Below are 23,832 nucleotides of genomic sequence, written 5' to 3' on the forward strand. Positions count from 1 at the left end.
GCTTCGGCCAACTTTCGGGTGCGCGGTGTCTTGTCCCATTCAGTCTCCCTAACCCGATGACCTTCCGCTTGCCCCTCTCCCTGGCGCAACGCGAGATCTGGCGGGAACATGCCCTCTTCCCCGCTTCGGCGGTGCATACCGTCTCCGCCTGTTGCCGTATCGACGGCCCGCTCGACCCCGCCCTGTTGGAGCGCTCCCTGGCCCACCTGTGGGAGCGCCATCAGGCGTTGCGGCTGACGCCGTCGGTGGCGGGTGCGTCGACGGAGCCGGTACAGATCGAGGCGCCCCGTCCGGCGCGTTTTCTCGCCCTGCACGACCTTTCCGCCGAGGACGATGCCGAGTCGGCCGCCGAGCGGCTGGCCGAGGCGCTGGGGCGGCGGACGATCCCGCTGGCGGGGGGGCCGACCTTCCGCTTCGACCTGATCGCCGTCGCCGCCGAGCGCCACCTGTGGGTGATGAGTTATCACCACCTCAACATGGACGCCTGGGCCAACGGCATCCTGGTGCGCGAGGCGGCGGCGGTCTACGGCGCGCTGGCCCGCGGCGAGTCGCCGCAATTGCCCGCGGCGCCGTCTTTTTCCGAGGCGGTGGAGGGCGACCTGCGGTTCGTCGGGGGAACCCGTTTCGAGCGCAACCGCGCCTATTGGGACGCGGCCTTCCGTAGCCTGCCCGATCGCCTGGTGGAGGCGCTGCCGGGGATCCTGGAGGGGCGGGCGCCGGCGGCCACCACGCTGCGCCGCATCGCCGTCGCGGGCGAACGGATGGACCGGCTGCGGGCGGTCGCCGCGGCGCGTGGCACCACCCCGGCGCGGCTCTTCACCGCCGCCGCGCTGATCCTCTTCCACGTCCACTCCGGGGCCGAGGAGATCGCCTTCGGCCTGCCGGTGCATAACCGCGTCGGGGCGCGCGACAAGGCGACCTTCGGGCTCTTCTCGCTGACCGCCGCGCCGCGCGTGCGGGTCGATCGGCAGACCACCGTGGAGGGGCTGCTCGGGCGCCTCGAACGGGCCACCCGCGAGGCGATCCGCCACGCCCGTTTCCCGTTGAGCGAGGTCAACCGCGGCCTCGGGCTGGCCGCCCGGCGGCGCCTGCAGCTGTTCGACCTGAACCTCTCCTACGAGCGGGTGGAGTATGGCGAACTGCCCTTCGGCGCGGCGCGCGCGGCGGTGCCGCGGGTACTGCTCAACGGCGTCGAGCGCACCCCGATCGAACTCTTCGTGCGCGAGTACGGGGATGCCGAGCGGGTCGAGGTGGACCTCGATCTCTCCCTCGGCGCCTTCGACGAGACTCAGGCCGATCGCCTGGCGCGGCAGTTCGAGCGGGTGCTCGGCTGGCTCGCCGAGGGCGGCGAGGGGGTGATCTCGGCGGCGCCGTTGTCGAGTGCCGCGGAGCGCCACTGGCTGCTCCACGGGGTCAACCGCACGGAGCGGGACTACGGTCCGTTCGTCCCGGTCCATCGCCGTTTCGCGGCGCTGGCCGCCGCCCACCCCGAGCGGCCGGCGCTGCGTTTCGAGGGGGGCGGGCTGAGCTACGGCGAACTCGACCGGCGCGCCAACGGCCTTGCCCGGCGGCTGCTGGCGGAGGGGCTCGGTCGCGAAGGCGTGGTGGGCGTCGCCCTGGAGCGTTCCGTCGAACTGGTGGTGGCGCTGCTGGCGGTGGTCAAGGCCGGCGGCGCCTATCTGCCGCTCGACCCGGAGCTGCCCGCGGAGCGGTTGCGCTTCATGATCGGGGATGCCGCGGCGGCGTGGGTGGTGACCCGCCGCTCGCTCGCGGTGCGCGGCGAGCGGACCCTCTTCGTCGACGAGATCGGCGAGGGGGAGGGACCGGAGGTCGAGATCGGCCCCGAGCAGCTCGCCTACGTGATCTACACCTCCGGCTCCACCGGTCGCCCCAAGGGGGTGATGAACCGCCATCGCGGCCTGGAGAACCGGCTGTTGTGGATGCAGCAGGCGTTCCCCATCGGCGCGGGCGACCGGGTGCTGCAGAAGACCCCGTACACCTTCGACGTCTCGGTGTGGGAGTTCTTCTGGCCGTTGATCACCGGGGCCTGCCTGGTGGTGGCCAAGCCGGGCGGTCATCGTGATCCCGATTATCTGGCGCGGCTGATCCGCGACGAGGCGATCACCACGCTGCACTTCGTCCCCTCGATGCTGCGCACCTTCATCGCCTCCGCAGGGGCGGCGCTGGGGGAGTGCCGGGCGTTGCGGACGGTGGTCTCCAGTGGGGAGGCGCTGCCGGCCGGGACGGTGGAGGACTTTTATCGCGCCGCCCCTGCGGAGGCGACATTACAGAATTTGTACGGGCCGACCGAGGCGGCGATCGACGTGACCCATTGGGCCTGCTCCGCCACTGACAAGGAGCCGCTGCCGATCGGTCATGCCATTGCCAATACCCGTCTCTACGTGCTCGACGGGGCGTTGGAGCCGGTGCCGGTGGGGGTGGCGGGCGACCTGTGGATCGGCGGGGTGCAGTTGGCGCGGGGTTATCTGAACCGCCCCGGCCTGACCGCCGAGACCTTCATCGCCGATCCCCATTCGCCGCAACCGGGTGCGCGGATGTACCGTACCGGCGACCGTGCAGAACGGCGCGAGGACTGCGCGCTGATCTACCTCGGCCGCTCCGACTTCCAGGTGAAGCTGCGCGGTTTCCGCATCGAGCTGGGCGAGATCGAGGCACGCCTGCGGGACCACCCGCGGATCCGCGATGCGGCGGTGGCGCTGCGCGAGGATCGCCCCGGCGACCCGCGGCTGGTCGGCTATCTGGTGACCGCGGAGAACGTCCCCCTCGCCGACCTCGATCGTTACCTGCGTGAGCAGCTCCCGGAGTATATGGTCCCCACCGACTGGGTGACCCTGCCCGAGCTCCCCCTTACCGCCAGCGGCAAACTCGACCGCAAGACCCTCCCCGCCCCGGAGGCCAAGGCGAGCCACGACACCGCCCGCCCGCAGAGCCCCGAGGAGATCCTCTGCTGCAACCTATTCTCCGAAATCCTCGCTTTGGAGGATTTCGGAGTGGGGGAGAACTTCTTTTCGTTTGGTGGGCATTCGTTGCTGGCGGTGCAACTGGTCGCCCGGCTGCGTGCGGCGCTCGGGGTGGAGCTGCCCGCCAACGCGCTGTTCGCCTACCCGACGCCGCGGGCGCTGGCCCGCCACCTGCGCGAAGCGCGCCGGGCCGAGGCGTGCTCGTCGGCACCGCGTCCGCCGGGGACGAGCCGCCCGGCCAGCGCCGCCGAGACCCAACTGTGGGCGCTGCAACAGCGGGCGCCCGAATCGGTGGCCTACAACATGGCCGGGATGGTGGAGATCCACGGCGCGCTGGATGGCGCGGCGTTGGCCCGCGCGGTGGCCGCGGTGCAGCGCCGCCACCCGCTGCTGCACAGTCGCTTCGTCGAGGGCGACGACGGCCTGAGGGTGGAGCCGCGACCCGATTGGATCGTCGTCCCGCCCGTTGGGCTTCCTGAGGTCAGCCCAACCTACGGAGCGGAGGAGGCGGCGCGTCCCTTCCGCCTGGATCGCGAGCTGCCCTTGCGCGCCCGCATCTATCAACTCGACGACGACCGCTGGCGGCTGCTGCTGGTCTTCCACCACATCGCCGCCGACGCCGATTCCATCGCCATCGTCGGCCGCGCCGTGGAGCGTGCCTACGCCCTCGCCACGGCCGAACCGGCGCTGGACGCCGCGGCCCTCGCCGAGCGGTTGCCGCCGCCGGGCGCCGATCCGCTGAGCGCCGAGGAGCGGCTCGACTTCACCGACGGCGGCGCGGAAGCGGCGGCCCTCGCCCGCTGGGTGGAGCGGCTGCACGGCGTGGTCGGCGTCTCGCCGCTGTCCCGCGAGCGGGCGGGCGACGGCGGCGCTCGGGTCGAGACGCTCTCGGTCGAACCGCCGTTGCGCCGCCGCCTCGGCGCTCGCGCCCGTGCCGCCGGGGTGACCCCGTTCATGCTGCTGCACACCGCCCTGGCGGTGGCGCTGCACCGTTTCGGCGGTGGTGAGGAGGTGGTGATCGGTACCCCGGTGAGCCAGCGCGGCGACGAGGCGCTGGGCGACACCGTCGGCATGCTGCTCAATACCGTGCCGCTGCGCCTCGCGGTCGATCCCGAGCGGTCTCTGGAGACGCTGTTGGAGGGCGCCCGCGCGGCGCTGAGCGAGGCGCTGGCCGATGCCGCGGTGCCGCTCGGCCGGATCATCGAGGCGCGGGAGGCGGCGGGAGAAGGGGAGGGCGCCGCCCCCTTCCAGGTGCTGCTCACCACCCACGCCCCCCACCTCGGCGAGCTGCGGCTGGGTGACGCCGAGGTCACCGCGCGGGTGCTGCCCCAGCTTCAGGCGAAGATGGATCTGGCGCTGCTCTGCGCCGACGACGGCACGGCGATGGAGATCACCATCGAGCACGCCGACGGTCTCTTCCCTCCCGGCGGCGCCGAACGCTTCGCCGAGGCGTTCGAGCAGATCCTCGAAGCGCTTGCCGAACGGCCGGAGACGGCGGTGGGCCGGGTACCGCTGTTCGCCCCCGGCTCTGCGGCGCGGCAGGCGGAGATCGAAGGCCCTGACGTGGTCGACTCCCGCGGCGCCCCCGCCGGCTCGGTGGTCGGGCGCTTCGCCGAGATCGCCGCGCTGCACGGCGACCGTCCGGCCCTTGAGGGGCCGGACGGAGAGGTGATCTCCTATCGCGAATTGACGGCTCGCAGCGATGCCTTGGCCGCCGGACTACTCGCCCACGGGGTCGTGCGTGGCGAGCCGGTGGGCGTCCACATGGCCCGCGGCGTCGAGCAGATCACGCTGTTCCTGGCGGTGCTCAAGGCCGGTGGGGCCTACGTCCCCCTCGACCCGGAACAGCCGGGCCCGCGTCTCGCCGAAATGGCCGAGGACGCCGGAATCCGTCTGGTCATTAGCGACGGCGGCCACCCCGAATGGTTGGATGAGTCTGTGGCGGTGGTTTCTCTTGCCGAACTACCGGCGGAGTCCGGAACGCAACTGCCGCCGTCGCTTGGGGCTGATGCCGCCTATCTTATGTTCACCAGCGGCTCCACCGGCCGCCCCAAGGGGATCCGCATCCCCCACCGGGCAGTGCTGCGCCTGGCGGTGGAGCCGGGCTTCGCCCAATTCGGCCCAGGCAAGCGGGTGGCGCAGATCGCCACCACCGCCTTCGACGCCGCCACCTACGAGATCTGGTGCGCGCTGTTGAACGGCGCCACCTGCGTGGTGATCGAGCGTGAGGCGGCCTACGAGGCGGAGGCGCTGGCGGCCGCCTTCCAGCGGGCACGGGTCCACTCCACCTTCCTCACCGTATCGGTGTTCAACCGCGCGGTGTTCGCCGCGGCCGACGCCTTCGGCGGCTTCCACGAAGTGCTCTTCGGTGGCGAGGCGGCGGACGTCGACGCGGTGCGCGAGGCGCGCCGGCGCTGGCCCGCGGTGCGCTTCGTCAACGGCTACGGCCCCACCGAGACCACCACCTTCGCCGCCTGCCACGAGACCGGCGAGATCCCCGCGGATGCCCGCACCATCCCCATCGGCTCGCCGATCCGCGGCACCGCGCTGTATGTCCTCGACCCCTATCTGGAGCCGGTGCCGCGCGGCGTCGCCGGCGAGCTGTGGATCGGCGGCGCGGGGCTGGCCGACGGCTACGTCGGTGCGCCGTCGATGAGCGCCGAGCGTTTCGTCGCCGACCCCTTCTCGCCCGCGCCGGGGGCGCGCATGTACCGCACCGGCGACCGGGTGCGGCGGCGCGCCGAGGGCACCGTCGAGTACCTCGGGCGGATCGACCGCCAGATCAAGCTGCGCGGCTTCCGCATCGAGCCCGGCGAGATCGAGGCGGCGCTGCGCGCGGTCTGCGGCGTCGAGCAGGTGGCGGTCGAGGCGCGCGAGCGGGCGGGTGGCGACCGCGCCCTCTACGCCTGGGTGGTGCGTCCCGCCGGGGCCGACCCGGAGGTGGTGCGCGGCTGGCGTGGCGAACTGGCCGCGCGGCTGCCCGAGTGGATGGTGCCGCGGCGCATCGGCATCCTGGAGTCCTTCCCGCTCACCCCCAACGGCAAGCTGGACCGCGACGCCCTCGTCCTGCCGGACGAGGGAGAGATGTCCGTGGCGGAGATGCGCTATGCCACTGAGACCCAGCGTGCCTTGGCGGAGTTGTGGGCGGAGTTGATGGGCGGTGGCGGCTATCGCCCCGAAGAAGGCTTTTTCGCCGCGGGTGGCCACTCGCTGCTCGGGGTGCGGCTGGCGGCGCGGATTCGCGAGCGCTTCGGCGTGGCGCTGCCGCTGCGCGAGCTGTTCGCCCGCCCGCGGCTGGCGGAGATGGCCGAGTCCATCGAACGCGCAGGTGCGGCCGGGGCGGCGATCGAGGCGCGGGCGTGGGCCGGCGACGAGCGGCCGGTCTCGCCGATGCAGGCGCGGCTCGCGCTGATGGAGCGGATCGACGGCGGTAGCCTCGCCTACAGCGTGCCGCTCGCCTCACTGTTTGACGGGGTGGTGGAGGAGGGGCCGCTGCGCGGCGCGCTGCACGATCTGGTCGAGCGCCATGCCGCGCTGCGTACCGCGGTGGTGGTCGGCGACCGGGTGAGCGGCCGGCTGCTGCCGGCGGAGGCGGTGACGCTGTCGCTGGAAGATCATCCGGCGATGGAGTCCGCCGAGGTGGAGGCCTTGGTCGAGGAGCGGGCGGGGGAACTGGCCCGGCTCCGTTTCGACCTTTCCGCCGAACCGCCGCTACGCGCCTATCTGCTGCGTTTCGGCGGGACCCGTTCGGCACTGATCCTGGTCGCCCACCACATCGCCGTGGACGGCCATTCGGTGGCCCCGCTGCTCAACGACCTGAGCGCCCTCTACAACGCCCGCATCGCGAACCATCCGGTAGCGCGCCAAGCGCTACCGGTGAGCTATGCGGACTGGGTGGCGTGGCGCTACGGTAGTCCGCGTGCGGAGCGCGACGAGGCGGCGTTGGCGCGTGCGCTGGAGGCGTTGAAGGGGGCGCCCACGCAACTGGAGTTGCCCACCGACTTCCCCCGTCCGGCGCAGCGCAGCCACCTCGGCGCGGTGGTCGCGGCGACCGTCGACGCGGAGCTGGAGCGGCGGCTGCGTGAGCGCGCCCGCGCCCTCGGCGTCACCCCCTTCGCCCTGCTCACCACCGCCTATGCGCTGCTGCTGGCGCGCACCGCCGGCAGCGACGATCTGCTGCTCGGCATCCCCTACGATGGCCGCGAGGCGGCCGAAACCGAGGGCGTGGTGGGCTTCTTCGCCGACACCGCGGTGCTGCGGGTGACCCTCGACGACGATCCCGATGCGGCCACCCTGATCGGCCGCGTGCACGACCGGGTTACCGCCGCCATCGCCGACGCGGTGCCGCTGGATCGGTTGATCGAGACCCTCGATCCGCCCCGCGACACCCGCTACACGCCGCTCTTCCAGGCGATGATCGCCTTCACCGATGAGGCGCAGCCGGCGCTCGCCTTCGGTGATCTGCGCGGCACGCCGAAGCTGCTCCATGCGGGCACCGCCAAGTTCGATCTACAGCTCCAGGTACTCAAGCAGGGGCCGGGGCTGGTCTGCGCCCTGGAGTACGCCGGCGACCTCTTCACCGAGGCCACCGCCCGAACCTGGATCGAGCGCTTCCTGCGTCTGCTTGGCCGACTGGCCGAAGGGGCCGCCGGGCGAGTCTCCACGCTGCCGCTGGTGAGCGAGGCGGAGCGTGACTGGCTGCTCGACGGGGTCAACGACACCGGGAGGGACTACGGCCCCTTCATCCCGGTCCACCGCCGCTTCGAGGCGCTCGCCGCGGCGGTGCCGGAGTGGCCGGCGCTGCGCTTCGCGGGCCACGAGATCGCCTACGGTGAACTCAACCAGCGGGCCAACACCCTGGCCCGGCGGCTGCTCCGCGCCGGGGTCGGCGCGGAGGTGCGGGTGGGCGTGGCGCTGGAGCGTTCGATGGAGCTGGTCACCGCGCTGTTGGCGGTGATGAAGGCGGGCGGCGCCTACGTGCCGCTCGACCCGGAGCTGCCCGAGGAGCGGCTGCGCTTCATGATCGAGGATGCGGCGGCCCCGGTGGTGGTGACCCACAGCGCGCTGCTCGAAAGGCTGCCGAGCCACGGCGGGCGCACCGTGCTGGTGGATGAGGCGGGTCGCGGCGGGCGTCGCGCGGCGGCGGCCGGCGATCCGGAGGTCGCGGTGGACCCGCAGGGGCTCGCCTACGTCATCTATACCTCCGGCTCCACCGGCCGGCCGAAGGGGGTGATGAACCGTCATCGCGGCTTGGAGAACCGGCTGCTGTGGATGCAGCAGGCGTTCCCCATCGGTGACGGTGACCGGGTGTTGCAGAAGACCCCATATACCTTCGACGTCTCGGTGTGGGAGTTCTTCTGGCCGTTGATCACCGGGGCCTGCCTGGTGGTGGCGAAGCCGGGCGGTCACCGCGACCCGGACTACCTGGCGCGGCTGATCCGCGACGAGGCGATCACCACCCTGCACTTCGTCCCCTCCATGCTGCGCACCTTCATCGCCTCCGCGGGGGCGGCGCTGGGGGAGTGCCGGGCGTTGCGCACGGTGGTCTCCAGTGGGGAGGCGTTGCCGGCGGCGACCGTGGCGGACTTTTATCGCGCCGCCCCCGCGGAGGCGACATTACAGAATTTGTACGGGCCGACCGAGGCGGCGATCGATGTGACCCATTGGGCCTGCTCCGCTGCCGAGGGGGAGCCGGTGCCGATTGGGCAGGCCATCGCCAACACCCGGCTCTATGTGCTCGACGGGGCGCTGGAGCCGGTGCCAGTCGGCGTGGCGGGGGATTTGTGGATCGGTGGGGTGCAGTTGGCGCGGGGCTACCTGAATCGCCCCGGTCTGACCGCCGAGACCTTCATCGCCGATCCCCACTCAGCGGAGCCCGGTGCGCGGATGTACAAGACCGGCGACCGCGCGCGGCGGCGCGCCGACGGTGCGCTGATCTACCTCGGGCGCTCCGATTTCCAAGTGAAGCTGCGCGGCTTCCGCATCGAGCCGGGCGAGATCGAGGCGCTGCTCGCCGCCCACCCGCAGGTCCGCGAGGCGGCGGTGGTGCTGCGCGAGGACCGCCCCGGCGACCAGCGGCTGGTCGGCTACCTGGTCACCGCGGAGAACGCCCCTCCCGCCGACCTCGGCCCCTACCTGCGCGAGCGCCTCCCCGACTACATGGTCCCGAGCGACTGGGTGCTCCTCCCCGAACTCCCACTGACCGTCAGCGGCAAACTCGACCGCAAGGCCCTGCCCGCCCCTGAAATGAAGGCCGGCAGTGCCTCCGGCCACCCCGAGACCCCCGAGGAAGAGATCTGCTGTTCCCTGTTCTCCGAGGTTCTCGCCTTGGAGAACCTCGGAGTGGAGGAGAACTTCTTCGCCCATGGGGGGCACTCGCTGTTGGCGGTGCAGGTGGCGGGTCGTCTGCGTAAGGCGCTCGGCGTGGAGTTGCCGGCCAACGTGGTCTTCTCCCACGCCACCCCGCGCGCGCTGGCCCGCGCGGTGCGTCAGGCGCGCCGCGCCGACGGCGCCCCGCTGACCCGCCGCCCGGCCGGCGCCGAGCTGCTCCCCGCGCCGGGCCAGGACCAGCTCTGGTTCCTCTCGCGGGTGGAGGGGAGCGAGTCCTACAACGTCCCCGACGGCTTCCTCATCGACGGCCCCCTCGACCTCGACGCGCTGGCCGCCGCCTTCGCCGACCTGACCGCCCGCCACGAGGTGCTGCGCGGGCGGATGCCGGAGGAGGACGGCCGGCCGGTGGTGCGGCTGACCGCGGAGGCCGCGCCCGAGCTGCTCGTCGAGGGCCTCCCCTCCGCGGACGAGGCGGGAATCCGCGCCTGGTTCCACGGCCACGCCCGCTATCGCTTCGACCTGGAGCGGGAGCTGCCGTTGCGGGTGGCGCTGGGCGAACTGCCGGACGGCCGTCATCTGCTCTCGCTGGTGATGCACCACTCGGTCACCGACGGTGCCTCGGCGCCGGTGCTCTACCGCGACCTCACCGCCGCCTACCACGCCCGCCGCCGTGGCCGCCCCTTCGCGCCGCCGCCCCACGCGATCGAATACTACGACTGGGCGTTGTGGCAGCGGGCGCGGCTGGATGGCGAGGAGTCCGCAAAGGCGTTGGCTGCCGTTGCCGAGCGGTTGCGCGGCGCGCCGGAGCAGTTGGAGCTGCCCGAGGAGCTGGTCCGCGAGGATGCCCGCGCCTTCAGCGGCTCGATCCTGCGCCTGCCGATCCCGGCGCGCCTCGCCGACGGCCTGCGCCGGCGGGCGCGGGAGCGTCAGGCGACGCTGTTCATGCTGCTGCTGGCCGGCCTCGGGGTGACCCTGGAGCGGCTCTCCGGGCAGGACGACGTGGTGGTCGGCACCCCCGCCTCCGGCCGCGATCGCGAGGAGACCCGCGAGCTGGTGGGCTACTTCGTCAACACCGTGCCGCTGCGCCTGCGTCTGGCGGAGGCGACGACCCTCGACGACGCGCTGGAGGTGGCGCGCCGCGAGGTGCTGGAGGGGTTCACCTGGCAGGAGCTGCCGCTCGACCGGGTGGTCCACGCGCTCAACCTCGACCGCTCGGCGCGCACCCCGCTGTTCCGCGTGATGATGGTGCTGCAACCGGCCGACCGCATGGCCCTCGAACTGGAGGGGGCCGCGGTGACGCCGGTGCACAGCGACGCGGTGAGCGCCCGCTACGACCTCACCTTCGCCTTCGACGACTTCGGCGGGCGCCTCGATCTGGTGCTGCACTACGCCGACGACCTGTTCAGCGAGGCCGGGGCGCGGCGCATCGGCCGCGGCTACACGCGGGTGCTGGAGGCGCTCGCCGAGCGGCCGGAGCAGCCGCTGGCGGGGCTGGCGCTGCTCGCCCCGGGGAGCGCCGAGTGGCGGGCCGAGGTGGCAGGACCCGAGGCGGTGGACGCGCGCGCCGCCCCGGAAGGCACGGTGGTCTCGCGCTTCGCCGAAATGGCGGCGCTGCACGGCGACCGTCCGGCCCTGGAGGGGCCGGACGGCGAGGTGATGAGCTACCGCGAGCTGGACGCGCGGAGCGACGCCCTGGCCGCCGGGCTGAGCGCCCGCGGGGTCGGGCGCGGCGAGCCGGTGGGCATTCACATGGCCCGCGGCGTCGAGCAGATCGCGCTGTTCCTGGCAGTGCTCAAGGCCGGCGGCGCCTACGTTCCGCTCGACCCGGAGCAGCCGGGCCCGCGTCTGGCCGAAATGGCCGAAGACGCCGAAATCCGTCTGGTAATCAGCGACGGCGGCCACCCCGACTGGTTGGGTGAGTCCGTGGCGGTGGTCTCCTGCGGCGAACTTCCGGCGGAGTCGAAGCCGTTCCGGCCGCCGTCGCTTCTTGGTGCGGATGCCGCCTACCTGATGTTCACCAGCGGCTCCACCGGCCGCCCCAAGGGGATCCGCATCCCCCAGCGGGCGGTGCTGCGGCTGGCGCTGGAGCCGACCTTTGCCGAGTTCGCCCCCGGCAAGCGGATCGCCCAGATCGCCACCACCGCCTTCGACGCCGCCACCTACGAGATCTGGTGCGCGCTGTTGAACGGCGCCACCTGCGTGGTGATCGAGCGCGAGGCGAGCTACCAGCCGGAGGCGCTGGCGGCGGCCTTCGTCCGCGCCGAGGTCCACTCCACCTTCCTCACCAGCGCGCTGTTCAACCGGCTGGTGTTCGCCGGGGCGGACGCCTTCGGCGGCCTGGAGGAGGTGCTGTTCGGTGGCGAGGCGGCCGATGTGACGGCGGTGCGCGAGGCGCGCCGGCGCTGGCCGGCGCTGCGTCTGGTCAACGCCTACGGCCCTACCGAGACCACCACCTTCGCCAGCTTCTTCCCGGTCGACGCGGTGGCGGAGGGCGCGCGGCGAGTGCCCATCGGCGGGCCGATCCGCGCTACCGCCCTGTACGTCCTCGATCCCTGGCTGGAGCCGCTGCCGCGCGGCGTCGCCGGCGAGCTGTGGATCGGCGGCGCGGGCCTTGCCGACGGCTACCTCGGTCGTCCCGGTCTCACCGCCGAGAGCTTCGTCGCCGATCCCTTCTCCAACGTGCCGGGCGCGCGCATGTATCGCACCGGCGACCGGGTGCGCCGCCGCGCCGATGGGGCCGTCGAGTACCTCGGGCGGGTCGATCGGCAGATCAAGCTGCGCGGCTTCCGCATCGAGCCGGGCGAGATCGAGGTGGCGCTGCGCGAGGTGAGCGGGGCCGAGCAGGTGGCGGTGGAGCTGCGCGAGCGGGGCGGCGGTGACGGCGCCGCGGATCGTGCCCTCTATGCCTGGGTGGTGGCCTCTGCCGATGACCAGGCGCCGCGCCGCTGGCGTGCCTCGCTGGCCGAACGGCTGCCGGAGTGGATGGTGCCGCGACGGATCTTCCTCCTCGACGCCCTGCCGCTGAACGCCAACGGCAAGCTGGATCGCAACGCCCTCGTCCTGGCGGACGAGGGCGAGATGGAGCGGAGTGAGGTGAGCTACGCCAGCGAGACCGAGCGGACGCTGGCCGGGCTGTGGGGCGAGTTGTTGGGTGGTGGCGGCTACCGGCCCGAGGAGGGTTTCTTCGCCGCCGGCGGCCACTCGCTGCTGGGGGTGAAGCTGGTGGCGCTGATCCGCGAGCGGCTGGGGGTGGAGCTGCCGCTGCGGGCGGTCTTCGACCACCCCGCGCTCCGTGCCATGGCCGCCGCCGTGGAGGCGGCGCGCGGCGATGCGCCGTCGGGCGGCGGCGGCCCGATCCAGCGTCGCAGCCGCCGCTCCCGTCCGTCGTAGGTTGGGTTGAGCGCAGCGAAGCCCAACGGGCGTATAACAGTGTGCAAAGGAAGCGCTGATTGAATCGGATGGAGTACAGCCTTGGGGCTGTACGAGCAAAAAAATGCAGCGTTTTCCCAGAACGTGGCGGGAAATCCGTACACGCCCGGGCGTGTACTCCAACGGCGGAAGCCGGGCGCCGTGTCCGCCCCTGCCGCGAGCCGAATTCAAATGCCCTACTCCGTTATGATCGCGGCCTAAGGGCTCGCGAAAGAATAACTTCCTGTTTTGGGGCGTTGAGACGCCCGCCCGGCAAGGCGCGCAAAGGGGCGCATACTCGTTGTATGCAACCCTTTGCGCAACGCCGCCGGGCGGAGCGGATCGGCGTTCCAAAACAGGAAGTTATTCTTTCGCGAGCCCTAAGGGTCGCTCCCACAGGAAACCCCGGGGCCGGCAATCAAATGCAACAGCTAACCCGGACATCGCCAAAAATATGTGCGGATTTACCGTGAAAACGGAATGTGAAGACGATACAAATACCGCGCGCACCGCTTCCTTGCCCGGCCTTCAGCGCCCAAAATGGTCCGACCGACGTTGATGATCCCAGACCCGATTACATTGCCCCAACCGGCGGAGTGCGTCGATGCAGACTGAGAACGTAGGGTGTGCCGACGATAGGAGGCGCACCGGTCTCTACGAAGTGGTGCGCCTCCTGTCGTCGGCACACCCTACCCGAATGCTTACGCCTACCGCTTTTGTCACGCAGCGCGCGCAGAGAAGAGAGGGCTCTGCGTTCTCTGCTCCTCCGCGCCCTCTGCGTGAACTCTTCTCTTCCTCTCCATCCCCAATTGGAGCGCGTAATCGATGAGTGAGGCCGAACGATTGGCCGCGGTGGAGTTCGTCGCCGAACCCGACCTGCCGCTCTCCACCATCCAGGCGGGCATCCTCGCCGAGCAGTGGGCGCAGCCCGCCTCCACCCGCTACAACGTGCCGGTGGCCTACGCCGTTGAGGGCCGCCTCGACCTCGTCGCGCTACGCGCCGCCTTGGGCGCGCTGGTCGACCGTCACGAGATCCTGCGCACCGTCTACCGCGACGAGGAGACGGGGCCGGTGCAGGCGATCGCCGAGGCGTTGCCCGACCTGTTGCGGGTGGTGCCGCTGGCGGATGCCTCGGCGTTGTCCGAATTCACCGCGCGCGAGGCGGCCCACCCCTTCGATCTCCACCGCGAGCCGCCGATCCGCGCCGCGCTGGCCACCGTCGGCGGGCGGCCCGTGGCGCTGATCCTGGTCTTCCACCACATCGCGGTGGACGGCTGGTCGATCCGCCTGCTGCTCGACGAACTGGCCGCCGCCTACAACACCGGCAGCGCGAGCGCGCTGCCGGAAGTGGAGCTGCAATATGCCGATTGGGGGGCGTGGCAGCTCGAACAGCTGGAGGGGGTGCAGGCGCAGGCGCGTCTGGAGCGGGCGGTGGAGCGGCTGCGTGAGGTGCCTTTCGATCTCGGCCTGCCGCCGCGGCCGGAGTCCGCCGTAGACGGCGACGCGGCGATGATCCCGTTCGTTCTGGAGCCGGCGCTGGTGGCCGGTGTCGAGGAGCGGGCGCGGGAGGCCGGGGTGAGCCCCTACGCGCTGCTCGCCGCGGCCTACGCGCTGCTGGTCGCGCGTCTCGGCGACCGCGATCGCCTCGCCATCGGCACCCCGGTGGCGCTACGCGACCGCGCCGAGTTGCACGGCACCGTCGGCTGCTTCGTCAACACCGTGGTGCTCGCCCTCGACCTCGACCCGGCGCAGAGCGTCGACGCCCTGCTCGCCGGCGTGCGCGAGGCGGTGGTCGATGCCCTGGAGGAGCGGGAGATCCCCTTCGAGCGGTTGATGCGCCGGCTCGCCGAGTCCCGCGGCGCGGGCGAGAAGGTGGCGCGGCTGTTCTTCAACTTCGACGATGCCGGCATCCTGCCGCCGAAGTTGGATGGGGCGACGCTGACCCCCATCGACTGCGACCGCGGCACCGCCAAGTTCGACCTGATGCTCTCCATGGTGCGCACCGACGAGGGGATCCGCGCCGGCTTCGACCACGCCCGCGGCGTGCTGCCGGAGGGACTCGCCGCCTCGCTGGCGGGGCGCTATCGCGCCGCCATCGAGTGGATCTGCGCCAATCGCGAGACGCTGCTCAGTGCGTTCTCCCTGGTGGGAGAGGAGGAGGCGGCGGCACTGCGCACCGCGGGGCGGGGCGAGGCGCGGGCGCTGCCGGAGACCACCCTCGACCGTTGGGTCTTCGAGGCGGCGGCACAGACCCCCGCGGCGACAGCGGTGCTCGCCGAAGACGGCGCGCTCGATTTCGCCGGACTCACCGGACGGGCCGAGGCGTTGGCCGGGCAGTTGGCCGCCGCCGGTGTCGGCCGCGGCGACCGGGTGTTGATCCTGCTGCCGCGGGGCGTTGCCCTGCCGGTGGCGATGCTCGGCGTGCTGCGGGTGGGGGCCGCCTACGTCCCGCTGGAGGTGACCACCCCGGAGGCGCGGCTGGGCGACCTGATCGACGACGCCGAGCCGGCGGCGATCCTCTTCTCTGCCGCCGAACGGGTGGTGGTGGAGCGGGTGGCGGAGGACGGCATCGCCCGTTTCCAGGCGGTGGCGGAAGGGCGTTTCGAGCACCTCGGCGGAGGTGGTGTACCGCAGGCGCGGCAGTCGCCTACTTCCGACGACCTCGCCTACCTGATCTACACCTCCGGCTCCACCGGCCGTCCGAAGGGGGTGATGGTGCCCCACCGCGGGGTGGTCAACTATTTGAACTGGGCCGTCGAGCACTACCACGTGGCCGCCGGCAACGGCGCCCCGGTGGTCACCGCCACGGCGTTCGACGCCACCGTGCTCAGTTTCTGGGCGCCGCTGGTGGCCGGCCGGCCGGTCCACCTGCTGCCCGAAGCCGGGGCGGTCGAGGCGCTGGCCGAGCGGCTCGCCGCGGGGGCTGGTTACAGCTTCGTCAAGCTCACCCCGGCGCACCTCGACCTGCTCGCCGAGCTGCGGCCGATCGCCGAGCAGCGGGGCGGCACCGCCGCCCTCGTCATCGGCGGCGAGGCGCTGCTCGCCACCACCAGCAACCCGTGGCGCCGCGGCGCGCCGTCGATCCGCCTGATCAACGAGTACGGCCCCACTGAGACGGTGGTCGGCTGCGCGGTGTTCGAGGCGCGCGACGGGGAGCGCGGCGCGGTGCCGATCGGCCGGGCGATCGACAACACCCGGCTCTACGTGCTCGATGCCCACCGCAACCTGCTGCCGGCCGGCGCGGTGGGTGAGCTCTACATCGGCGGCGCCGGCGTCGCCCGCGGCTACTGGCGGCGGCCCGAACTCACCGCCGAGCGCTTCCTCCCCGATCCCTTCGGCGACGACCCGCAGGCGCGGATCTATCGCACCGGCGACCGGGTGCGCTTCCTCGCCGACGGCAACCTGGAGTACCTGGGGCGCCTCGACGACCAGCTCAAGGTGCGCGGCTACCGCATCGAGCCGGGCGAGATCGAGGCGGCGCTGGGTCATCTGAACGGCGTGCGCAGCGCCGCGGTGGCGGCGCTGGAGGAGGGCGGTGAGCGCAAGCTGGTCGCCTTCGTGGTCGGCACGGCGACACCGGCCGCCTGCCGCGAGGGGCTGGCGCGGGTGCTGCCGGCCCACCTGCTGCCCGATCGGATCGTGATGCGCGAGCAGTTGCCGCTGACCGTCAACGGCAAGGTGGACCGCGCCCGGCTCGCCGCCGAGCCGCTGCCGCCGGTGGAGCGCAAGGCCGCCCCTGCGCCGGTCGACGACGCGCGGCTGGCGGCGCTGGTCGAGCTGTGGCGCGGCGTGCTCAAGGGCGCGGCCGACGCCGATACCGATCTGTTCGCCGCCGGCGGCAGCTCGCTCACCGCGATCCGCCTGCTCGCCCGGATCAAGCGCGACCACGGGGTGGAGCTGGGCTTCAACGAACTGACCGCGGCGCCCACCCCGCGGGCGATGGCGCAGCGGCTCTTCCCGCCGGCCGCGGAGGTCCCCGCCGGGCTGGCGGCGGTGCTGGCGATTCTGCGCCGGGTGTTGAAGCAGCCGGAGCTGGAGGCCGATGCCGACTTCTTCGCGGCGGGCGGTACCTCGCTCAACGCCATCCGCGCGGTGGCCGCGCTGAAGCGCGAATTGGGTGGCGAGATCGCCAACGATGTGGTCCACCGCGGGCACAGCGCCCGCGGTATCGCCGAACTCTTGGTCCCCGGCGAAGAGGCGCCGGTCGCCGACGTGGGCCCCGCCACCCGCTTGGTCGAAGGGGAGTCTCCACGGATATCCCCCGGCGAGGCCCAGCTCTGGCTGGAGCGGCGGCTCGCCGCCGAGGGTGGCGCCTACATCATGCAGGCCGCCGTCCGCCTTCGCCTGCCCGACCCCGAACGTGCCCTCACTGAGGTCTTCACCCGCCTGGCGGCCCGCCACCCGATCCTGCGCACCGCCTACCCCGAAGGCGAGGAGGGTCCCACCATCCAACTCGATAATGAGGGATGGGTGGCGCCCCGCGTCGTCTCCGGTGACCGCGGTATGGAGACAACGGTGATCGAAACCGCCACCCGAGACGCCGCCCATCCCTTCGCGTTGGAACGGGGGGAGAGTGCGCGGCTGAGCTTCGTCACCGGCGAGGCGGGGGAGGGGGTGATGATCCTCTCGCTGCACCACATCGTCAGCGACGGCGGGACCCTGTCGCTGCTCCTCGCCGAGCTGATCACCCTGCTCGCCGGCGGCGACCCCGGCCCCGCACCGGCGGCGGAGTACCGCGCCTACGCCGGCTGGTGGGCGCGCCAACAGGAACGCGAGGGCGAGGCGGAGCTGGCCTACTGGCGCGCGCGGCTGGCCGCGCCTCCACCGCTCCTCGATCTCCCCACCGACCGTCCCCGCGGTCTCCATCACCGCCCGCGCGGCGGCTCGCTCGCCTTCCGCATCGAGCATACGGCGGTGGTCGCCGCCGAGGCCCACGTGCGCCGCCGCGGGGGCACCCTCCACGGCCTGCTGGTGACCGCCTACGCCCTGCTGTTGCACCGCCTGAGCGGGGCCGAGGAGGTGGTGATCGGCATCCCGGTGAGCGACCGCCCGGAGGGCTTCGAACGGGTGGCGGGGCTGTTCCTCAACACCCTGCCGCTGCGCCTCAAGGTGGCCGGCGAGACGCCCGGCAACGCGCTGTTCGGCGAGGTACGGGAGGCGATGGCGGGGTTGTTGAGGCATTCGCGCACACCGCTCGCGCGCATCGTCGAGGCGCTCAACCCGCCCCGCGTGGCGGGGCGCACGCCGCTGCTGCACACGGTGCTCGACTGGCAGGAGGCGCGGCTCGCCGCGGCGGACCTCAAGGGGACCGCGGCGCTGGCCCCCGAGGCGTGGCCGCTGCCGGTCGCCACCGCGCCGTTCGACCTCTCGCTGACCCTCGCCCGCGGCCGCGACGGGGCCATCGAGGGCGGCCTGATCTACGATCGGACACTGCTCGACGAGGCGACCGTGGCGGCCTGGGGACGCGCCTTCGTCACCCTGCTCTACGGGCTGGTGCGGGAGGCCGGCACGCCGGTGGAGCGGCTGCCGGCGGTGGCCCGGGCCGATCTCGCCCGCGCCTGGCTTGCCGGGCCGCCGCCCGCCGAGGAGCGGCCGTTGAGCACGCGGCTGGAGGAGGCGCTGGAGCGCCACCGTGACCTGCCGGCGGTGGAATCCAACACGGAGACGCTCACCTACGGCGAGCTGTTCGAGCGCGCGCGGGCGGTGGAGTGGGGGGCCGGGCCGGTGGCGGTGGTCGGTGTCGAGGCCACCCTGGAGCGGGTGGTCCGCGCCCTCTCGGCGTTGCTGCGCAACCGTACCCTGGCGCTGATCGATCCGCTGCTCCCCGGTGAGCGGCGGGCGCGCATGGAGGAGAGGCTGGTTCACCTGCCGGAGCTGATGAGCGGGGAGGGGCCTCCCGCCTACGTCCAGTTCACCAGCGGCTCCACCGGCGAGCCGAAGGGGGTGGCGCTGCCCCGCGCGGGGCTGGCCAACCTGATCGCGGCGATCGGCGCCGATCTGGCCATCGGCCCCGGCGCCCGCGTCCTCCAGCTCGCCGCGCCGGCCTTCGACGCCTGGGTGTGGGAGGTCTTCACCACCCTCGGCAACGGCGGCACCCTGGTGCTGGCCGAACGCGATGCGCTGGCCGCCGGGGCGCCGCTGGCGGCGACCCTGGCCGAGCGGAAGGTCTCCCATCTGACCATCACCCCCTCGGCGCTGGCCGCCCTCGGCGCGGTCGATCTGCCCGGGTTGACCACCCTGGTTACCGCCGGCGAGGCGCTCACCGCCGACCTGGTGCGGCGCTGGGCGCCGGGGCGGCGGCTGCTCAACGCTTACGGGCCCTGCGAGGCGACCATCTGCACCACCCACGGGGCGTGCGACGTCGCGCGCCCGGAAGGCCCCGACATCGGCACGCCGATTTCCGGTATGGCGGCGCTGGTGATGGACGGTGTCGGCCTGCCGGCGATCCCCGGCGCCATCGGCGAGCTGTGGGTGGCCGGGGTGGGGGTCGGTCTCGGCTATCTGGGCGCGCCGGCGGAGGAGCAGGCCCGCTTCGTCGCCGATCCCCGTGGTGGTGGCGGTCGCGCCTACCGCAGCGGCGACCGGGTGCGGGTCGGCGGCGACGGGCGGCTGCGCTTCGTCGGCCGCGACGACCGCCAGGTGAAGATCCGCGGCGTGCGTATCGAACTCGATGAGATCGAGGCGGCGCTCGCCGCCCTGCCGGAGGTGGAACAGGCGGCGGCCAAGCGGGTGGACGGGGAGGACGGCGCGGCGCTGGCGGTGTGGGTCTCGGGGCCGGCCCCGGGGAGCGAGGGGGCGCTGCGCGCCGGGCTCGCCGCGCGGCTGCCGGCGACCATGCTCCCCGCCTACATCACCATCCTCGAACGGCTGCCGGCGACCGCCACCGGCAAGGTGGATCGCGGCGCGCTGGGCGATCCGCGACCGGCCCATGGCGAAGGTGACGAGGTGCCGCTGTCGGCAAATGAGGCGGCGATCCTCGAGGTCTTCGCCGAGGTGCTGGGATTGCCGGGGCGGCCGGGTCGCCACCGCGACTTCTTCACCCTCGGCGGCCACTCGCTGCTGGCGGTGAAGCTGGTCGCCCGCCTCGGCGAGCGGCTGGGACGCCCGGTGCCGCTGGCCCTGCTCTTCGCCCACCCCGATGCCGCCGGCCTGTCGGGGGCACTGGAGCGGGAGGAGGGGGCGTGTCGGTTGCGTGGGCTTCGTGACGGGGAGAGGCCGGCGGCCTATCTGTTTCATCCGGTGGATGGCTCCGGACGGAGTTACGGGGGGCTGGCCGGTGCCTGGTGCAACGGGGCGCGGGTGGTGGCGGTGGAGCAGGGAAGAGGCTTCGCCTCGCTCGGCGAGCAGGCCGACGCCTATGCGCAATCCATCGCCGCCGATGAGCCGGGCGGGGTGATCCGCCTTGCGGGGTGGTCGCTGGGGGCGACGATCGCCGCGGCGGTGGCCGAGCGGCTGCGGCGTGACGGGCGGGACGTGCGGCTGGCGTTGATCGACGCCGCCGCACCGGGGCGCTTCGACGACGGCGCGGCCGACCGGGAGGTGGCCGCGGCGGCGGCGGAGATCGGGGCGGACGAGGCGACGGTGGCGCGGGTGCGGGAGAATATCCGCATCGCCGCCGAACACCGCTTCGGCGAGGTTCCCGGTGGGGCGGCGCTGATCCGCGCCGCCGACAATCCGCGCGCCGGCGAGGCGCCCGACCTGGGCTGGAACGCGGTGTTCCGCGCGCTGACGGTGGAGGTGGCGGCGGGGAGCCACCGCACGATCCTCCGGTCCGCGGGGCTGGCGGAGCGAATCGAACGACTTTGGGAGACGCAGCGATGACGATGATCGACGGCACGGTGGAGCGGCTCTACGGCGACGAGCCGTGGGCGGTGGTGGTGCGCCCCGACGGGCCGGTGACCGATGCCGCCGCCTGGACCGAGGCGAACCTCGCGGCGATCGAGGCGCTGGCCGCCGACTATCCGGTGGTGCTGCTGCGCGATTTCGGGGCGCGCGACGAGGACGATTTCAAGCGGGTGCGCGATCGTCTGATCCCGCAGCCGGCCGGCTACGTCTACCGCTCCACCCCGCGTACCGAACTGGCCGACGGGGTGCTCACCACCACCGAGTACCCGGCCGAGCGGGAGATCCTGCTCCACTGCGAGAACGCCTACCAGCGCGACTGGCCGCTGCGCATGCTGTTCGGCTGCGTCGATGCCCCCGACAGCGGCGGGCAGAGCCCGATGGCCGACGTGCGCGCCATTACCGGGGCGATCGGCGAGGAGATCGTGGCCGAATTCGAGCGGCGCGGGGTGCAGTACGTGCGCAACTACCACGACGGCTTCGATCTCGATTGGCGCACCGTCTTCCAGACCGACGACCCGCAGGGGGTGGAGGCCTACTGCGCGGCCAACGACATCCAGTTCGAGTGGCTCGCCGACGGCCACCTGCGCACCCGCCAGGTGTGCCAGGGCACCGCCCGTCACCCGGTTACCGGCGATCGCCTCTGGTTCAATCAGGCGCACCTCTTTCACCCCTCGGCGCTGGGCGCGGAGGTGATGGAGGATCTGCTCGATATCTTCGGCGAGGAGGGGTTGCCGCGGAACGCCTACTATGGCGACGGTGCGCCGATCGAAGCGGAGATCCTCGACCGGGTGCGCGACGCCTTCGCCGCCTGTGCCCGCCAGTTCGACTGGCGGGTGGGAGACGTGATGCTCTTCGACAACATGCTCTCCGCCCACGGCCGCCGTCCGTTCACCGGCAGCCGCAAGGTGCTGGTGAGCTTCGGCAAAATGATGTCGAGCTTCCCCCTGTAGGAGCGGCCCTTAGGCCGCGATGACGCCGTTTCCGTTTACTACCGTCAGCCGAACCGAGGAGCCTTCCTCCGCGCCGATCGCGGCCTAGGGGCCGCTCCTACGGGAAGGTACAAGCCTCAAGGAGGCGGTGAACCCCGTGTCCAAGGTTGGTGCTGGCGGATAGGCTGCGGCGGGCACGGCCCGCCCTATTTGCGTTTATTCGCGTTCATTTGCGGACCTTTTCCTCTTCATTCTCTTGCTCTGATTCGATGGAGAACGCCACCATGCGTATCGCCCTGGTCAATATGCCCTTCTCCTCGCTGCAGCTCCCCTCGATCGCGCTGCACCAGTTGGAGAGCGTGCTCGCCGAGCGCTTCGGCGATCGGGTGGAGGTGGCGGTCCACTACCTCAATCACGACTTCGGCGCGCGGGTCGGCGCGGAGCTCTACGCCTGGATCTCCGAGAGCCTCGCCGGCCACACCTGCGGCTTCGGCGAGTGGCTGTTCCGCGAGGCCGCCTTCCCCGACCTGACGGTCAACGAGGAGGCCTACTTCTCCCGCTACAGCCACCACTTCGGCGCCGAACAGGTGGCGCGCTACCAACGGGAGCTGGCGCCGGTGCGCGCCGAGCTGCCGGCGATCCTCGACGCGATGATCGATCGCTGCGGGTTGATGGAGGCCGACATCGTCGGCCTCACCTCGATGTTCTTCCAGAACGTCCCCAGCTTCGCCCTGGCCCGCCGGCTGAAGGCGCGCGGCGCAAAGGCCACCGTGGTGATGGGCGGGGCCAACTGCGAGGGCACCATGGGGATCGAGATCGTCCACCATGTGCCGTGGATCGACTACGTCTTCGCCGGCCACGCGCTGCGCTCCTTCCCGCGCTTCGTCGAGGCGAAACTGGCCGGTGACGAGGCGGCGCCGGCCGCCATCGACGGGGTCTTCTGCCGCGCCAACAGCCGCTCCATCGCCGCCTTGGCCGAGCCGCCGTTGCCGGGGGACGCCAAGCCCGAGATGCAGCTCGACGGGATCGCCGCCAACGGCGCCGAGCGGCCCATCGAGCAGGCGGTGGCGGTGGACTACACGGTCTATCTCGACTCCTACGCCCGCCACTTCGGCGAGCATCGCGCCGACGAGATCGAGCTGCTCTTCGAGACCTCCCGCGGCTGCTGGTGGGGGGAGAAGGCGCACTGCACCTTCTGCGGGCTGAACGGGGCCAACATGGGCTTCCGCGAGATGGGTATCGCAGCCGCGCGCGCCACCATCGAGGCGCTGGTGGGCCGCTACGCCGACCGGGCCAAGCGCTTCGCCAGCGTCGACAACATCATCCCGCGCAGCTACGTCGACCAACTGCTGCCGGAGCTGAAGGTGCCCGGGCACGTCAGCCTGTTCTACGAGGTGCGCGCCGATCTGAGCCGCGAGCAGCTACGCACCTTGGCCCGTGCGCGGGTGATGGAGGTGCAGCCGGGGGTGGAGTCGCTGGCCACCAAGACCCTCAAGCTGATGCGCAAGGGGACCACCGCCTTCAACAACCTCCGCTTCCTCGGCGACTGCGCGGCGGCCGGGGTGAAGCCGGTGTGGAACCTGCTGGTGGGCTTCCCCGGCGAGGCCGCCGACACCTTCGAGATGTACCGCAAGAACCTCCCCCGGCTGGTCCACCTGCCGCCGCCGTCGGGGGCCTTCCCGGTGCGCTTCGACCGCTTCAGCCCCTACTTCACCGGTTACGCAGACTACGGTCTCGATCTGGAGCCGCTCGACTACCACGAGCTGATCTACCCCTTCGCGCCGCAGGTGATCGCCAACCTCGCCTACTACTTCCGCGACCGCAACATCGACGCCCCCTACCAAGTGGACCTGGCCGAACACCTGGGCCACCTGGTGGAGGCGGTGGCGCGCTGGCGCGAGCGCTGGGAGTCCGCGGGCGGCGCGCCGCGGTTGCGGCTGGTGGAGGACGACATGGGTTGGCTGGTCGAGGACTCGCGCAGCGGCCACCGGCTGGAGCACGAGCTGGAGGAGGAGGACGTCGCGTTGCTGCGCGAGCTGGAGGAGCCCTGCTCGGTGAATACCATCGCGGAGGAAAAGCGCGAGAGCCTCGCCTACCTGCGCGATCAGGGGCTGCTCTTCGAGGAGGGCTCACGGGTGATGTCGCTGGTGATGGAGGGCACCCGCCACCCGCTGGACGCCGGCCTCCATGACTTCACCGGCCCCCGCGGCAGCGCCGAGGCGGCGGCTTTGGGGTTGACCTTCTGAGTTCGGGGTTCAACCACGGGTCGCCGGTTCTCTGGTTACGACGCTCTGCGTCGTAACCCGGTACCTTGGACGCTCTGCGTCGTAACCCGGTAC

The 23,832-nt window shown here is 72.2% G+C and carries 4 protein-coding genes; all 4 read left to right on the plus strand.

What is annotated here, in order from left to right; all coding sequences use genetic code 11:
* The first annotated feature begins 56 nt into the window (after nucleotides 1-56).
* The 4 genes from ACYQ2W_RS10925 (at nucleotide 57) to ACYQ2W_RS10940 (ending at nucleotide 23,739) form a co-directional block, all read left to right on the plus strand.
* On the plus strand, nucleotides 57-12,701 hold the full coding sequence (locus tag ACYQ2W_RS10925) for a non-ribosomal peptide synthetase (RefSeq protein WP_459866383.1): 12,645 nt from the start codon (nucleotides 57-59) through the stop codon (nucleotides 12,699-12,701).
* Nucleotides 12,702-13,544: 843 nt separating this feature from the next.
* Nucleotides 13,545-20,540, plus strand: a complete 6,996-nt coding sequence (locus tag ACYQ2W_RS10930) for an amino acid adenylation domain-containing protein (RefSeq protein ID WP_459866386.1) — start codon at nucleotides 13,545-13,547, stop codon at nucleotides 20,538-20,540.
* Entirely contained in the window at nucleotides 20,537-21,514 is a 978-nt protein-coding gene (locus ACYQ2W_RS10935) for a TauD/TfdA family dioxygenase (RefSeq protein WP_459866389.1), read from the plus strand. The genes ACYQ2W_RS10930 and ACYQ2W_RS10935 overlap by 4 nt, the downstream gene beginning before the upstream one ends.
* Nucleotides 21,515-21,777: 263 nt before the next feature.
* Entirely contained in the window at nucleotides 21,778-23,739 is a 1,962-nt protein-coding gene (locus ACYQ2W_RS10940; protein ID WP_459866392.1) for a RiPP maturation radical SAM C-methyltransferase, read from the plus strand.
* Nucleotides 23,740-23,832 lie beyond the last annotated feature (93 nt).

It is taken from the genome of Endothiovibrio diazotrophicus, assembly GCF_054657215.1.